Raw genomic sequence first — 17,298 nt, 5'->3', positions numbered from 1 at the left:
TATTAGTTATTTTATATTCAATTTTTTTAAAATTTCATCAACATCTAAATCAACTAATTCGTCAACTTGTTTTTCTGCATTTTTGAAAACAGTTTCTTCTTTTTCGCTTGTTTCATCATATTTTATATTTATTTTAATTTGTTCCTTCATTGTTATTTCACTTTTTTTTATTGAAGATCTTATTGCGTTAGGAACTTTTATTTTTGAAAAACCATCATCAGTTTTAGAAATCTTATAATTAACAATTCTTTCTAATATAATTTCATTATTTTCATTTCTTACAAAAACATAATCTTCAATTCCAGTTGATTCAATATCATGAACTAATCAAGGATTCGTTTTTCTTTGTGCAAAAATTTGTTTGCCTAGATTTTTTTTATTAACCTTTTTTATCGAATTAACATTCAATCTTTTAATATACAAATCATTAGCTAACATTGTTATACAATCACCTGGTTCAACTAATGCAAAGGCAGTGATTTCATCAATCGGTGGTAAAAAACAACTTTTGGTTCCGTTACTCTTTGTTCCATAAACCTGAACATCATTTTCTGAATATAGTGATGCCATACCGCGTTTAGTAATAAGTAAAATATCTTTATAACCATTAGACAATTTAGCTCCAATTAATTCATCCTCACCTTTGATTTTCATAGCAGTATATGTTTTATTTATTCTTGAAACTTCAAAATCTTTTAAAATAACTCTTTTTCCTTGGCCTTGCTTAGTAAATAAACACACATAATTCAATACATCGAAATCAGAAACGTTAATAACACCTACTAATTCTTCTCCACTTGCTAGTTCAACAAAATCAGATAAATGGGAACCGTAATCTTTTCACTTACTTTCTTCAATTTTATAAATAGGAACTAAAGCATAATTACCTAAATTAGTAAACAACAACAGATTGTGAATTACATTGGTTTTTGCATAAAAAAGCATCTTATCTTCTTCTTTAATTCCATATGTTAAAAAATCGTTAGATTCAGCTATTCTAGTTGTTAATCTTTTTAAATAGCCATGTTTAGTAACACCTAAATATACTTCTTCCTCTTTAATTAATTCGCTTTCGCTATAGGAAATTTTTATATTATTTTCATTAATAGTTGTTCTTCTAGGAATACTAAATTGTTTTTTTATGTCTTGCAAAATTTCTATTAATCATAAATCAAATTCACTTGAATTATTTAATAATAATTCACAACGTTGAATTTGATTTTCTAATTCTAGCTTTTCTTTTAAAAAAGCCTCTTTATCGGTTTTACTTAATTTATACAATCTCAATTCTGCAATAGCAGTAGCTTGATTTAAAGTAAAATCAAATGTTTTGATTAAATTTTGTATTACACCTTGCTTTGAATTTTCGCTTTGACGAATAATTTTAATAACTTCATCAGTAATTTCTGCTACTTTTAGAAATCCAAAAACAATTTCTAAACGCGCTTTGAATTTCATTAAATCAAATTTTAAAGTTTTAGTTTTAACATCACGTACATTTTTAATATATTCATCTAATAATTGATTCAAAGTTAAAAGTTGAGGTGAGTTATTTTGAATAGCAACATTATTATATGTATAATAAATTTGCATTTCTGTTTTTTGTAATAAATAATTCAAAATTGTATTTTCATTAGCGCTTTTATCAAGAGTAATTAATATACTTATTCCTTCTCTATCACTTTGATCTTTAACTTCTAATAGCCCGCTAATCGCCTCTTTTACAATAATTAAATCAATTGAATGAACTAACTTACTTTTTATAACACCGTATGGAATTTCAGTAATTTCAATATATTTATTTTTTTTGTCCTCATATGTTTTGTATCTACTTACAAGTGTTATTCTTCCTCTTCCGCGTTCGAATGCTTCTTGTATACCTTGTGTTCCATAAATTATTCCACCAGTTGGAAAATCCGGACCTTTAACATATTTAAGTATTTTGGATAAAGAAATATCAGGATTTTTAATTTTAGCAATTGAAGCATCTATTATCTCACCTAAATTATGAGGAGGCATTTCAGTAGCAAAACCTGATGCAATACCTTTTGCACCATTAATCAATAAATTAGGAATTAATGATGGTAATACAGTAGGCTCTTTTTCTGTATCATCGAAGTTAGGAGCAAATTTGACAGTATTTTTTTTCAAATCTCCTAATATAAATTCCGAAATTTGTGATAATCTAACCTCAGTATAACGCATAGCCGCTGCAGGATCATCATCAATTGAACCTACATTACCATGCATTTCTAATAGTGTGTGTCCCATTTTTCAATCTTGAGCCATTCTAACCATAGCTTCATAAATAGAACTATCGCCATGTGGGTGATATTTTCCCATAACTTCACCAACAACTTTTGCAGATTTTTTAAATGGCTTATTATATTGAAGTCCTATTTCAGACATTGAATATAAAATCCGTCTTTGAACAGGTTTTAAACCATCACGAACATCAGGTAAAGCTCTTTGTTGAATAATATATTTTGAATAACGGCTAAAACGATTTGCCATTATTGTATCTAAATTTTCTTTGACAATTTTAGAGACAATTTCATCAAATTTTTTTTCGATATCTTTTTTCATTATTGCCTCCTAATTAATTTGAAAATCATCTTCCATAGTAAATTCCACATTTTTATTTATTCATTCTTTTCTAGGTTCAACATTATCACCCATTAGTGTAGAAATTCTTCTTTCAGCTAATGCGGCATCTTCAATTTTTACTTGAATTAATGTTCTAGATGCAGGATTCATTGTTGTTTCCCAAAGTTGATCAGCATTCATCTCACCAAGACCTTTATAACGCTGAATATCAGCATTTTTGTAATTAGACATTGACATTATTTCATGTAATTCTTGTTCATCTCAAGCATACATAAAATCCTTTTTACTATTCTTTGGTGAAATTTTAAATAGTGGAGGTAAGGCAATATATACATGACCTTCTTCAACTAATTTACGCATATGTCTAAAGAAAAATGTGAGCAATAAAATTTGAATATGAGCACCATCTGTATCAGCATCTGTCATAATTACCACTTTACCATACTGAGATTTTTTAATATCAAAATCATCACCAACTCCAGCTCCTATAGTATTTATGATTGTTGCAATTTCTTCGTTTTTTAAAATTTCAAACAATCTTGCCTTTTCGGTATTAACAACTTTACCTCTTAATGGCAATATTGCTTGATATTTTCTATCTCTACCTAATTTCGCACTACCGCCAGCAGAATCCCCCTCTACTAAAAATAATTCTTTTTCTTCGGGTTTTTTACTTTGTGCTGGTGTTAACTTACCACTCAATATTTGCTTTTCTTTTAATGAATTTCTTGCACTCCTTGCTTCTTGCCTTGCTTTTCGAGCAGCTACACGAGACTCAGCCGCTCTTTTTACTTTATCCAATATTTTTTTTGCTAACGGTTTATTTTCTGTAATTCAAATTTTAAAGTTTTTTGAAACAATTTCATCGACAACGCTTTTAGCTTCTGGTGTTCCTAATTTATCTTTTGTTTGGCTCACAAATTCTAAATATTTTTCAGGTATTTTAACGCTTAAAATAACGGTTAAGCCTTCTCTAATATCGTCTCCGTCAAATGTATTTTTTCCTTTTAATGCCTTTTCTTCTAATGCAAATTCATTAAAAGTTTTTGTTCAAGCAGATTTAAAACCTGTTTCATGAGTACCGCCATCTTTAGTTTTTACATTATTTACAAATGACAATAATGTTTCATTGTAACTATCTGTATATTGAAATCCACATTCAACTTCAATATCTTTTCTAGTTTCTCTAAATGTTTTGATATCTCCAATAGTATTTTTACTATCATTAATAAAATCGACAAAAGCATATAAACCATCTTCATACATGAATTCGTCATATCTATTGTTAATTTCATCATTAAATTTGATTTTTAAACCGCCAATTAAAAAACAACTTTCTCTTAAACGTTCACTAATAGTTTCATAACTAAATTTAGCTCTTTTAAATACATCATAATTAGGTCAAAATTCTACAGTTGTTCCTCTTTTATTTGTATTTCCCACTTCTTCTGTTCTTTGTAAAATAGTTTCGCCACCGTTAATAAAAGTAGTTTCATAAATTTTATGATCTCTATAAACTGTTGCTTTTAATTTTGTACTTAATGCATTTACAACAGAACTACCAACACCATGTAGACCACCTGATGTTTTATATGCTCCTTCATTAAATTTACCACCTGCATGTAATTCCGTAAATACTAATTCCACTGCTGTTTTTCCAGAAGCTGTTTTGCCAACTGGAATACCTCTACCATTATCAGACACAATAACTGAATTATTTTTTGTTAAAGTTACACTTATTTCATTTGCAAAACCAGCAAGAGCTTCATCAATAGAATTATCTACAATTTCTCATATTAAATGATGCAAACCATTAACATCTGTACTCCCGATATACATACCTGGGCGTTTTCTTACTGCTTCCAAACCTTTAAGTTGTTGAATACTTGTTTCATCATATTTTTGCATATTAATATATTACTATTATTTATAGCATTATTAAACAAGAAATTCTAAAAGACCAAAAATTTAATTATTTAAAATTGTTTTTTATTAATTTTGTCATCTTTAGAAATATATTTTAAAATAGCTCTAACATATTCATATTTTATTTTTAAAAATTTATATATAACATGTTTTTATATTCTAGTGATATTACAATGAATATTCACAAACTTAAAGAACAATATTTAGTTTTTTTATAAAAAATAACTTTTTTGCCTAAAAATACAATATATTAGAATTTTTTAATCTTTTTAGTATAATCAAGTAAGTGTTTTATACACTAAAAAATAAAATTAATTTTTATTAAAAAAGGAGAAAAATGAAAAGTAAAAAATTATTACTACTTACATCAAGTATACTAACATCATTACCCATTGTTGTAAGTAGCTCATGTCAGCAGAAAAGTAAAGATAACAAAAAAGAAGAAATAAATAACGAAATAAATCACTTTGCTTCTCTTGTTAATGATATTAATAATATTGAAGAACTTCAAAGTATTTATACAGCTGCTAATAACACATTAATAGGTTTAAGAAATAAAGCCAAAATGAATAATGATGAAAAAACTTTAAAAGAAATTCAATTAGAATCTCTTAATCTTCTAAAAAACATTAAAGTTAAATTACTAGAAGAAATTAAGAAAAATGGTTCTAATAGCGATTCAGCAAATGCTGAAAAATTAAAAACCCTAGAATTAGCTTTAAAAGCAAAAGAAGTAGAATTAGCTGGAATTCAAAACGATTTAAATTCTGCGAATTCAAATTTGGAATTAAAAGATAACGAAATAGAAAGTTTAAATAAAAATATAACTAATAAAATTAAAGAATTAGAAGAATTAAATAATAGCTTTAACAAAATTAAAGAAGAAATCAATAAACTTACATTAAAAAGAAATAATATTAGTGCTAAGGATGCATTAGTTAAATTAATTAATTTTGCTAGCAAAGAATATTTTTCAGCATATAAAGAAGTAGCAAGTAAAGATGATTATGATAGTGCTCAATCACTAATTGGAAAATTAATTGATGGCAATGAAAAGACATTATCTGATATTGAACAATGAAAAGAAAATAATGAGAATTTTAAACACTTCCAACTACTCATTAGATACTATTTAAATAAAATTACAACATATGAAAAATATTTTGAAAATAAAGTAAATGTTGTTGTTAATCATCCAAAAGAAGAATTTATGGATGTATTAATAGATTGAAGAATTCAAGATTTAAATAGAAATATAGCAGAATTAGAAAAAAGAGATGAGACTGAATATCCAAATAAAACTCAAAATATTCAATTATTTAAAGAAGTTAGAGATAGTTATGTACAAATAAAAGAACAATCAACAGATTTTTATTCACAAATTAAAAACTTTTCGAAAGCGGAAGAATTAAACTTATACAAGCATATACTGGACCCATTAAGTTCATTATTAAAAGGATTTAGACAAGAATTTAGATTTGAAGAACCTTTCAATACAACTAGTGAATGACCACTTTATAAAAAAATTATTGACACCGAATTATTGGCAAAAGTAAATGTAGAGGCACAAAAAGTATTTCAGTTATATCAACAATTTTTTACCCTATACGGAAAAAACTTTATTAATTCAGTTTATTATTCTAAACAATATAATGTTTGAAAAGAAAATGTAAATTCTATATTGCACCTTGAAAGAGAAATAGATGCAAGAACTGAAAAAGAATTATTATATTATGTCGAAAAATCAAAAGCAATCTTGGTTGATATGAATAATTTAATTTTAAAAGCAGAACAAAATAAGGAACACTATACAAATTTAGTTACAGAAGAACTTAGAACAAATAAAAGACTTGATAATGGTGATAGAAACTTCTATGGTTATTATTTTGACGAAATTAGAAACAAGGCACTTGACGGTTATGGTGATCCAAAAGATAAAAATTATGAAGATTTCAATAATCAAACAAGTGAAAGAATAGGGAAAATAAGAAGAATGCCTACAAGCACATTCACAGAGGCATTTGATAGATATATTGCATTTCAATTATTGGTTAAAGAAACTAAAGCAATAAAATTCTTTTTTGATTTCTGAACAAATATGGGAGAAGATCCAAAAGAAAGTCCATTAAAAGAATTGTTGGGTATTGCAGGTGGTGCAGAAAAAATACAAAAAAGAATTCAACAACAAGAAGAATATATAATTACCGTTGAAGAATCTCTTAATTTTGTTAAAGATAAATTTAAATTATTAAAACCTGAGTTTACAGGTACTACTCAGCAAGATAAAATTGATTATTTAAAATCACTAGTATCATTATCAAACACATTTAAAACAACATTTTTAAATGCTTTAGAAGATGGTGGAAAGTTATTCTATGTCTTTAGTCCAAATCTAGAAAATTCAATTAAAGAAAAAATTAATAATTATGATGCTAAGGTGTTAGAAGTAAATAATGATGTTGATAATAAAAATGATGATGAATTAAATCAATTAATACAAAATGTAAATCAAAGTTATCAAGAATTAGTTAACGTTCTAGGACAACCTACTGATGGAGAATATATAAAATTATTTGAAAAATTAAATTATTACTTAGTTGATGAAAATTATGAACTTTATGGAGATGATTATGAAGCTAGAATAAATGCAATTAAAGAAAAAAGAGATGCTTTAAAACAATTTTATGTTCAAAATGTCTTCAATACAGTAGAAGAAGTTAGAGCAAAAATAGATTCACTAAAAACTATTAGTGAAGAATTAAATGAACAAGTATTAAGATTATTTGAATACAATGGTGTTTTAGGCGATATTGACGGGGGTAATGGTTTTAAAGATGATTTTAAATTAATTTATAGCACACTAAAAGACAAAATTATAGAAGCTTTTGATAATAAATCAGAAACAAAAGAACAATTAGAAAATAGATTAAAAGAAATTTCTGAATTTGCACAACAAAGTTACAACAGTTTTGGTATTGAAAACGCAGGAACTAAAAATGTTGGTATTGGATTTATTTACAACGATAAAAAAGATCAAGAAACACAATTAGAATCGCTAAATCAACAATTAAGAAATGCTAATAAATTATCTTACGTTGTACCAGGTCAAGAATTATATGTATTAATTCGTTACTTCAATGCTCACAAAAGTGAAGAATTAAAGAAACTTTACTTGGAAAAAAGTAGCCCTGATAAAATTGCATTGAATCTGCTTAATAAAGAAATGGATAAAATATTTGGAAGTGATAAATATGAATTTATCTCAAGACTTTCGGATAATGATATTTCAGTTGAAAATAATAGAAACCCTAGAGATGTTTTAGTTGAGTTATTAGGATTCGAATTTGAATATGGTAAAGCATTATATGAAATGTTTTTAGCAAAAATGAATAATCCTATTGAATTTGAAACCAAAAAGCAAAACCTTATAAGCAAAAGACAAAGTTATTATGAATATTTAAATAATCTAAAAAATCAAGAAATATATGTATCTAAAGGTTCATCTATTAAATTTAACATAGATAAATATAGTAAAAATTATGACACTAAATTTTTACCATTCCATTTAGCACAAATATTTGCAAAAACATATTCAATATATAATGTTTTAGACGATATAAATGAAAAATATATCAAATAAAAAATTAAATTTACGTAAGCAATATACGTAAATTTTTTTATTGAAAATATTAATTATTATTGTCTATTCAAACAATTGAACAAATAATTTAGAAAATATATACGACAATTTTTCTTTATCTGTTGCTGATTTTAAAGGTTTTTTATTTGTATATTCTAATCCAACTTTTTGTGCTGTTAATTTATTCAAACTATTTATTTGGCTCTCTGAAAATGAATTAAAAATTAGTTTTTGATTTGAGTTATTTTTATTCACATTATTTATTGAAAAATTGATGTCTAATATATCAATTATTTGTCCTGTTTGTGCAAAAATTTCCGCTTTAATCTGACTTAATTTATTATAAATTTCAGGATTGTCAAAGCTTATAAATTCATAGGCATTTATTATAATTGCTAATATATCAAACGATTCTTTCGTTTCAGAAAATAAGGATAAATTTTTTTGAAAATTAAGAAAACTCTTATATGATTCTGGTTCAAATATTTTACTTTCGCTTAAATTTAAATTAACATCATATTGATATCCATCATTGTTAGTTTGAATTTTTAAATCATAATTTTCATCATTTGACAATTCCTTAAAAATATCTCTATAAAAATTAGCTTCCGAAGTGTTCAAACTTAGCTTAGCAGCACCAAAAAACCCGGGTAAATATTTAGAAAATCCCTTTGCTGTATTTAAACTTGTAATCTTCATTAATTTATTATTAAAATTAATTGCTTCATTGTTATAAGAAGCAATGCCAATTAAATTGGTTGTTACGACAGCCAATGGAAAAGAAGCAATTGCGGATGTTAATGCACCCGTACCTCTATATAAAAACAATTTTTTTCCTTCTTTTTTTCTTCTTTTAACAATTCTTTTAGAAAAAGGTTTAACAAATAGATAAAATACATTGCTAATAGAAACTAAAGATAAAATAACAATAAACATAATTAAACCCGTTATAGCAGGTTTAACAATATCTACATCTATATTTAATTTGCTTGATATTTTTTTAACAACTAAATTTGAAAATAAAGGAGATACAATAAGAGCAACTATCAAAGATACAATGCTGATTAAAAGTGAGTAAATGCCACCTATTAAACCTCTAAAATATCCGATAATTGCAGAAAATAGAACAATAACTAAAAAAACTATAACTACTAAAAAAGTAGAAAAACTACTAGAAGAAAAATTGTTTCAAGAGTCTACTCTATTAACAAAAAAACTCATTAATTTTCACCCTCTTTAATAATTCTTGAATTATTTTTATCATATCATGGGTTTTTAGTATTAATGTGATCAACAAAAAGTTTTCCATCTAAATGGTCTAATTCATGTTGCGCAACAATTGCTAAATAACCTTGTAAATCAAATTTTTTTGTCTTTTTTTCTCGATAAGAATATGCTTCAAAAACAATTCTATTTTTACGATACACATACCCTTCTTGATTTGGCCATTTCATCGCAACACTTAAACAACCTTCACCATTATGCAATGCCACATTGTAATCACTAGTTGCAATAATTTTAGGATTAATTAAAACATCGTCTATATAATTTGTTTTACCATCTTTATTTGCATATTTTTCGCCTTCATTATAAGTTTTAATATAAAACATTCTTTTTAAAATTCCATATTGAACAGCTGCAACACCGACTCCTGGTTGAAATTGTGTATTAGGTTTTTGACTATCGGTTATATGTCATATCATTTTTTCAGCTAACTCAATATCTTCTTGTTTTAAAGGTATAGGAACTTCTTTAGATTTTTTTCTCAAAACTTTTAATGGTAATTTTACTAACTTAACATCATATTTCATAATATAAAATTATATATTAATAATAAATATATAATAAAATTAGATATATTTTACTAATTATTGAACGGAGAAATTATGTTAAGAATCATTTCAGGAAAATATAGAAGTAGAAAAATTGAACAACCAGATTTAGAATTCACAAGACCAACAACAGATAGAATAAGAGAAGCTATTTTTTCCTCAATAAGACAAAATATAGAAAATAAAATAATATTGGATTTATTTTCAGGAAGTGGAGCAATTTCTTTTGAGGCTATTAGTAATTATTGTATGAAAGCAATAGCTGTGGATAATAACAATAACGCAATAAATATTATTAAAAAAAATGCTTCTATTCTAAAAGCAAATAATATTGATATTGTTAAAATGGACGCATTACAATATTTACAAAATTCTACAGGTAGAAAATTTGATTATATTTTTCTAGATCCCCCCTATGATCAATATGAATTATTAAATAATGCATTGCAACAAATTAAAATAAACAAATATTTGAATAAAAACGGTTTAATAATAGTAGAAACTAATGACAAATCTAAAATTAAGATTCCTGATAAATTTTTGATTCAAAAAGAAAAGCAATATGGAAAAATATTTATTCTATTTATAAGTAAAAATAATTAAAAGTTCAAGAAATATAATTCTTGAACTTTTAATTTCATTCTAATTTAATTTTTTATTAATAAAAATGGAAATCCTTGAAGTAATTTAATTAAATAGATATGGTTTAATAACATATAAACAACATCACTTGTATTCTTAATGTTAAAAAGTGAATTATCTATTTTTATTCATTCATATATTTTTTGATTTTCTTTATCAATGATTAGACCAAATTTATTATTTCCAAGTTTATAATCCTCAAACAATTTTTCAATATCTGCAATATATTTAAATTTAATATTTTCATTTTCACTATAAATATTAAATTTTTCATCATTTTTATAGAAATTACAATTTTTCATCTTAAAAAATACTTCATTTAAACCTGTTTGTGAACCTAACATAAAACTTGAAGAAATATTTATATCATTTAACTTGCCTTCAAGTAAAAGAACTTGTTCTTTTTTATCGGTATTATTGAAACAATCAAATTGTTGTATTTTTCAACTCGCATTTTTATTTTTGTCATTATTAAATAGTGCTTTATGGTAGAAAGAATATTCTTTTTTATTGTCGTTCAATGATATAGAATCATATCATTGAATTTCCACATTATCACTTTCAAAACGAAAATCCAAATTCACTAATTTATACAATTCTTGATACAATTCATTTATTTGCAATTTTTTCAAACCATTTTCAATTTCCATAGCTTTATATTTTTTACTATTAGATGCTGCTAGACCGCTAACAAATAAGAATAAAAGACAAAACCCTAAAAGTATTCAATTTATAACATCTGTTTTTATTTTTCCTTTAAAAAAAGATGTATTTAAACTAACTAAAATCATTAATCCTGCTAAAACAATAGCTATAGTTAATGTAACATATGAAAGAAATTGAAAAGAACGATACAATTTTGAAATTTTATTATCTTTATCAATTTTTGTTAATTTGGCTAAAAGCAAATTGTTAACTTTGTTTGCATTTTCATAAACAAATTTTTTAAAATGTTCTTGCATTTTGCACTCCTTTATTTTTTAATATTATACAAAAATAAAACACAAACTGTGTTTTAAATAAAATATGGCGGAATAGTCATAAAAGAAAATACTCAATATACAGCATATGTATCTCTTATAACATCGTTTGTTACATAATTAATAATTGATGATTTACTAAATTGAATTTTAGGAAAATCTATTTCCATAACATTATTTTTAGGTTGAAATCATGATCTTACTGTTAATGCATCATAATTCATACCAAAATTTCTTACTCCACAATATTGAGATTGCTTAAAATGTTTAAGCATCAATTCCATTGATAAAGGAGTGTAAATCATTCTTGTTTTAATTTGATTATTTGTATACAATTTAAATTTTTTATTAAATTCCTTATTTTCTAATTCTGTATTGTATTTATCTTTACGATTCAAATCACATCTTGAACCTAGAGAAAATGTTAAATTAATATCATCTTTATGTGAATTTAGATATTGTCCTTCACAAAGAAATAATGGTGCATAATAATTTTCATAATGAACATTTCCATCTTTATCAGTTCTTCTTCTCACTCAATGAAAAATAACTTGTTGTACTCATCAACTATTGTTAAATTCATCATTTATAAATTTTGGCATAGAAGCTGAAGAAATATTTGCATCACTTGGAATAATACCTACTCCTGTAGCATAATTAGCTCAATCTAAAATTGGCACGCTTTTTCATTTTTTATAATTTTTTGACATTGCTCCTGCATCTTTTTCTGAATATGAATCTAACATTCTATATCCTAGAGTTTTTAAACAAATATCAAAAATTCCTGCATTATTCAAAGCTTCACTAATTGTTGATTGCATCTTTTTCTTTTTTGAAATAAACATTAAAACAAAAATAACACACAATAAACCCGAAAAAAATACAAACATTAATAGAATAAAAAAACTTTCTGCTGATTGTAAAACTAAAAGCAAAAAAATAATTCCTAATATTAATGCAATAATCCCAGATACAAGTGAAATAATAAAATAGATTTTCAACGATTTATATAATGAATTTTTACTCAAAACCTCGTTGCATTTTTGAGTAACTAGTTCTTTAACCTTAGATTCATTTTCATTTCTAAACTCTTCAAAAGTTTTCGATTCCTTTGTTCTTTTCATTTGTATTACTCCTCAATATTTAAATAATCATTATAAATAATTATATATACTAAAAAATTAAATTCATTAATTTTGTATAAAAAACAAGTGCAAATCAAAAGTGAGAACTTTTATAATTTTTTTGATATGAAAAAATATCAAATTAATTCAAGAACAAGTTGTTAACTGAAGAAGGAATTTTTAATAAAAAATAATTGAGGATTTTAATAAAAAATTGATTAATATTATTGTTTTACTAACCCACATACATTAGCTAAATCTATTTCTCTTCATAAAATTTATCATGATGAAATCGAATAAAAAAAATTCAAGTTTACATAAAAAAATGTGTTCTTGAATTTTTAATTATTTTTATTTGCTATTAATCTTCTTTTATTTTATACATTTTGTAAATTAGCTCTATTAGCTGTTCATTTCTATTTTTTATTTTTGGCTCATCAATAGATTCTCAATTGCAAACATTGTCTAATAAAGGTTCATTAGATTCATTATTTGAATATCCATAATATAAACAATTGTCTGATGTAAATGCCTTCTTATATTTATCATTTTTTTCTTTAAAGGTTTTTGCTCCTTGAGTTGAGTTGCCTTTCTTAGAAACTAGCATTCCATTTCCAATTAATTTGACATACTCAACACTAATGTTGTCTAAATCTTTTTTGGCTCTGTCTTTTGATTCCATATGTTCGTATGAGTATTGTATATCACCGAAGTAATCATTTTTGAATCTTTTTGCCTTGTGCAAATCTAATTCATATTTAGGTACCATTTTTAAATTATTATTTAAAAACCATTGAACTCTTAATAATATTTGTGTGTATTCGTTATTAGTTATTTTTACTGTGTCAATGTCTTTTGTATCATAACCATATTGTTTCATTAAGTCAATATACACTTGCTTGTTTGAACTTTGATCAAGGCGAACAATTTTTTGCATGTTGTTAATTTCGCGTCTTAAATTTTGGGCATTTTGAGTACAGTTGTTTTTATTTTCTAAAATAGCTTTAGCTAATTCAAACATTTTTAAAGATAGTGACTCACCACTAAAAAATGAGGTTTTTCAAAAGAAGTTAAATCTCTCTATTTCAAACAGTAATCCTTGAACCAAATTAAATACTTCACTAGTTTTGCCCCCTCTATAAGTGTTGCTAAATAAATTAAATCTTTCTAAAATTGCCATAACAACCGGAATAAAAATAGTTGTTTTACCATTATTTATAATAGCTTGTATATGTGGCATTAAAGATGATAATATTTCTTTGTTATTATAGTGTATATTTAGCTTTTCTAGTGTCTTATTAAATGTGAATTTACTTTTTGAATGATTTGGTTTAGTATACAATAGAGATACTTTTCTTGAGAAATTAATAAATGTATTTAAAATTTCCTCCGCTGAATAATCTTTTCTTTCAAAAGACTCTATTATTTCATTACACATTAAATATACTTTAGAAAATTTAGTTGCGACTGTTTTTGCTCCAACATAATATTTACCATTAAAGAAGAATGATAAATTTCTTGCAAAGTATTCTAATTGTTTTTCTCCTTTTTTTCCTTCAAATTCTAAAGCAAAATCATTTTCGAACTTATTCATTAAATCGCTAACTTTTTTGCTTGTTTTATCTTGTTCTTTGTATTTTTTATAAAACACATTGTAAAATCTACTTTTTAATAACTCAATATCTGTTAAAGGTTTTGAAAGTAAGTTTAATTTTTGGTAATACAAGAAATCTCGATCCGTTTGCATAATCGTAGTTACAATACAAAATCTAGTTAAAAAAGTTTCTGTGAATTTTTCTAATCACATTATCCCTTCTTCTTTGTTAGCATTAATTTTTTCTTTTAATGTGTCAATAATAAATATGTAATTTCTTTGTATTATTTTTTCTTTGTCATCTTTGACATTTTTAAACTCTTCAATAATTTTTTCTTTATCGTCAGAAAATAATAATTTTATTTTTTTGTAAGATACTGAATCTTCTAAACTTTGAAATTTAGATATAATTTTGCAAACACCATTATTGTTTTTTTCAAAAAGACTATATAAAAATTCTTCCCTTATTCCGTATTTAGCAAGTAATTTATATAAAGCAAAACAAATCAATAGAATAGTTGTGGTTCTTTGTTGACCATCAATAATTTTGTGAAAACCAGAATTTACATTTCTCTTTTCAAAAGAAAGTAAAATAGAACCTAAATAATAATAATTATCTTCATCTTTATCGATAAATTCATCTATATCATTAATTAGCGTCTCAATATATGCTTCATTTCAAACATAGTTTCTTTGGAAAATAGGAACATTAATTTCTCAAGTATCTCTAATCTTTTGAAGATATTCAAAAATTGAATATGCGATAGAACTAAAGCTTTCGCCTTTGTTTTTAAGAGATAGAAAGTTGAGATTAAGTTCTCTATTTATGTCATCACTTATAGCGTTATAAGCAATATCTCTGTTTTCAATTATTTCATCTTCTCTTAATAACTTTTTAAACCCTTCTAATTCGTTTTGGATATCGTGAACATTTTTATCATCTTCTAGTAAATATTCAACAAGTTTTTCAAAAAATGTAACTTGATCATCGATATTGCTTGCATCTGAATAATCAATAATCATGCTCATAAAGCTAGAATCTCCTAATTTTTTAGCAAACAAATACAATAATGATGCTGTTGTTTCGAATTCATTACCTGTCTCTTCTTCATCTAGTCTTTTTTCATTAATTACATTCTCATCATCATTATCATCAAAGTCATCATCATTCGTTTTTTTGATAATAAATTTAATAAATTGTTTAAATTTTTTAATCTTGTTTACAACTTCATCAACAATAGTTCTTTTAAGAATAGGGTGTCAAATTGATAAATCGTTTGGTTCAACAATGTTTAGAATTTTACCTTTATAATTTATTATGGCATTGAACATATCTCTTGATAGTGCATAATTGTTCTCACCTTCACTTTTTAATATTCCTAAATATTCATAAATTTCTAAAAATTGTCTTTTTGTGGCTAATGCTGTAGTGCTTGTTTCATAAACTTTCAAATTGCCATTATTAAAATTGTATTGAAATTCCATTTCTTTATTTGCTTCATTTTTAATAATTGGCTTATTAGGTGTGTATTTTTGGCTAATATATGTAACAAAATCTGAACTTTGCATTCATATATTTATACCCTTATCTATATAAGTTTTAACATTTGTTCCTATTTTTCAAAAATCAAAGACATTTGCATTTTTTACCATTTTTTTAAGTTTATCTACAGATATTTTATTTTCCATTTTTTACTCCTTCGTCTTGATTTACATCATTAATTTTTTTTATTGTTTCTAAAATACTTGTTAACACATTTACATCAATTGAGTTACCAGCTTGCCTATACAAATGCGTATTGTTTACTAAATTTTTCGATTTTAGAACTTTTACTTTTTCGTAATCTTCATCGTTGAATCCCATTATTTTATATGCTTCTCGAGCTGTTATGAAACGATGATTTAGCTTCCCTTCTATTGAGTTTTCAAATTGTATTACTCCACTATTTGGATTTCTATCTTGTTTAGTTGTAAGCGTATTAATTTTTCAATTTCTCTTTTGTTGTATATCTAATTTATACAAATGATTATTTTCATTTACCATTTTTATTCTAGATGGTGTGTTGTTCATTAAGGCATCAATTGATTCATCAACTCTTGCGTTTTTTATATCAAATATTCTTAGATACTCACTTTGTCTATCTTTTACAATGTGTTTTTTTCCTATTTGCTCTACAAAGTTAAAGAATTCTTGATCATTGGTAAATGGTGTTTTGATGTTCTTTAAAACACTGATTGCAAATACTCTTTCTCTTTCTTGCAATGAACCATGATGGCTTGCATTAAAAACAGCTGTAAAAGTTTTGTAGCCTTGCCTATCTAAAAATGATTTTCAAATTTCATATTCAGATTTATATTTTTTTACTAATGCTTTAACATTTTCAAGCAACAAATACTCAGGTTTATTATTCATATTTTCTAAAATTCGGCCTATTTCCCAAATTAAGTGACTAGTTGACTCAGAATTAATAATACCTTTTGATCTACCCATATTTGCCACGCTAAGTCCTTGACATGGAAATGAGTAAGTTATTAAATTTACACCTAATGATTCTATTTCTTTAGGATTTATTTTAGTTATATCACAATAATTATTCATAATTAGTTCACTAACTATTAAGTATTTTATTAACTCATTACTATACTTTGAAATATTTTTTACCGGTTTCTTAGAATCAACTGAATAAGTTTTATTTTTTAGAAATTCTAATTGTTGTTCTTTTGTTAATAAATTGTGTTTTGTGAGTATTTTTTGTATTTTTTCTACTGATAGGCCATGATGAATTGCCGAATATACAATATTTGCACGAATATCTCAATCACTTGTTGCTACTACTTTAAATATCTTTCTTTTTTCTCTTTTGTTAATATTATCGATGCTTCGTTTTTGTGCTCCAATTCCTGAAAATGCTTCAAATACCTTTATTGTCTTCATCTAGGCACGAAAAAAGGC

Annotated in this window: 10 protein-coding genes; 2 read left to right on the top strand and 8 right to left on the bottom strand. The window is 25.0% G+C overall.

Annotation, left to right across the window (positions count from 1 at the left end; genetic code table 4):
* Nucleotides 1-6 precede the first annotated feature (6 nt).
* A complete protein-coding gene (gene parC, locus T388_RS0100505; protein ID WP_027120394.1) occupies nt 7-2,586 on the bottom strand; it encodes a DNA topoisomerase IV subunit A in 2,580 nt (859 codons plus the stop codon).
* A gap of 9 nt (nt 2,587-2,595) precedes the next feature.
* The gene (gene parE, locus T388_RS0100500; RefSeq protein ID WP_027120393.1) at nt 2,596-4,515 is read right to left on the bottom strand and encodes a DNA topoisomerase IV subunit B; all 1,920 of its coding nucleotides are present in this window, start codon (nt 4,513-4,515) and stop codon (nt 2,596-2,598) included.
* Nucleotides 4,516-4,870: 355 nt separating this feature from the next.
* Here parE and T388_RS0100495 point away from each other — a divergent pair, with 355 nt between their 5' ends.
* The gene (locus tag T388_RS0100495) at nt 4,871-8,173 is read left to right on the top strand and encodes a coiled-coil domain-containing protein (RefSeq protein ID WP_027120392.1); all 3,303 of its coding nucleotides are present in this window, start codon (nt 4,871-4,873) and stop codon (nt 8,171-8,173) included.
* 63 nt (nt 8,174-8,236) lie between these two features.
* Here the strand turns inward: T388_RS0100495 and T388_RS0100490 are convergent, their stop codons facing one another.
* On the bottom strand, nt 8,237-9,394 hold the full coding sequence (locus T388_RS0100490; RefSeq protein WP_027120391.1) for a CvpA family protein: 1,158 nt from the start codon (nt 9,392-9,394) through the stop codon (nt 8,237-8,239).
* A complete protein-coding gene (gene def, locus T388_RS0100485; RefSeq protein WP_027120390.1) occupies nt 9,394-9,984 on the bottom strand; it encodes a peptide deformylase in 591 nt (196 codons plus the stop codon). Before def ends, T388_RS0100490 begins: the two co-directional genes overlap by 1 nt.
* Nucleotides 9,985-10,059: 75 nt before the next feature.
* On the opposite strand from def, the gene rsmD reads away from it, so the two are divergent.
* Entirely contained in the window at nt 10,060-10,608 is a 549-nt protein-coding gene (gene rsmD / locus T388_RS0100480) for a 16S rRNA (guanine(966)-N(2))-methyltransferase RsmD (RefSeq protein ID WP_027120389.1), read from the top strand.
* A gap of 44 nt (nt 10,609-10,652) precedes the next feature.
* Here the strand turns inward: rsmD and T388_RS0100475 are convergent, their stop codons facing one another.
* The 4 genes from T388_RS0100475 to dcm all read right to left on the bottom strand — a co-directional run bounded on the left by T388_RS0100475 (nt 10,653) and on the right by dcm (nt 17,280).
* Complete coding sequence (locus tag T388_RS0100475) at nt 10,653-11,609, bottom strand: hypothetical protein (protein ID WP_027120388.1); 957 nt, start codon at nt 11,607-11,609, stop codon at nt 10,653-10,655.
* A 53-nt stretch (nt 11,610-11,662) separates the two neighbouring features.
* Nucleotides 11,663-12,751: a DUF3137 domain-containing protein gene (locus T388_RS0100470; protein ID WP_027120387.1), complete on the bottom strand. Its 1,089-nt coding sequence runs from the start codon at nt 12,749-12,751 to the stop codon at nt 11,663-11,665.
* A gap of 361 nt (nt 12,752-13,112) precedes the next feature.
* Nucleotides 13,113-16,034, bottom strand: coding sequence for a GmrSD restriction endonuclease domain-containing protein (locus T388_RS0100465; protein WP_027120386.1), 2,922 nt, complete (start codon nt 16,032-16,034; stop codon nt 13,113-13,115).
* Nucleotides 16,024-17,280 carry a DNA (cytosine-5-)-methyltransferase gene (dcm, locus tag T388_RS0100460; RefSeq protein WP_027120385.1) on the bottom strand — a complete coding sequence of 419 codons (1,257 nt, stop codon included), beginning with the start codon at nt 17,278-17,280 and terminating at the stop codon, nt 16,024-16,026. The genes T388_RS0100465 and dcm overlap by 11 nt, the downstream gene beginning before the upstream one ends.
* Between the last annotated feature and the right edge of the window lie 18 nt (nt 17,281-17,298).

This window comes from Mycoplasmopsis lipofaciens ATCC 35015, from assembly GCF_000686585.1.
Lineage (GTDB): Bacteria > Bacillota_I > Bacilli_A > Mycoplasmatales > Metamycoplasmataceae > Mycoplasmopsis > Mycoplasmopsis lipofaciens.
This window is presented reverse-complemented; position numbering and strand designations above follow the sequence as displayed.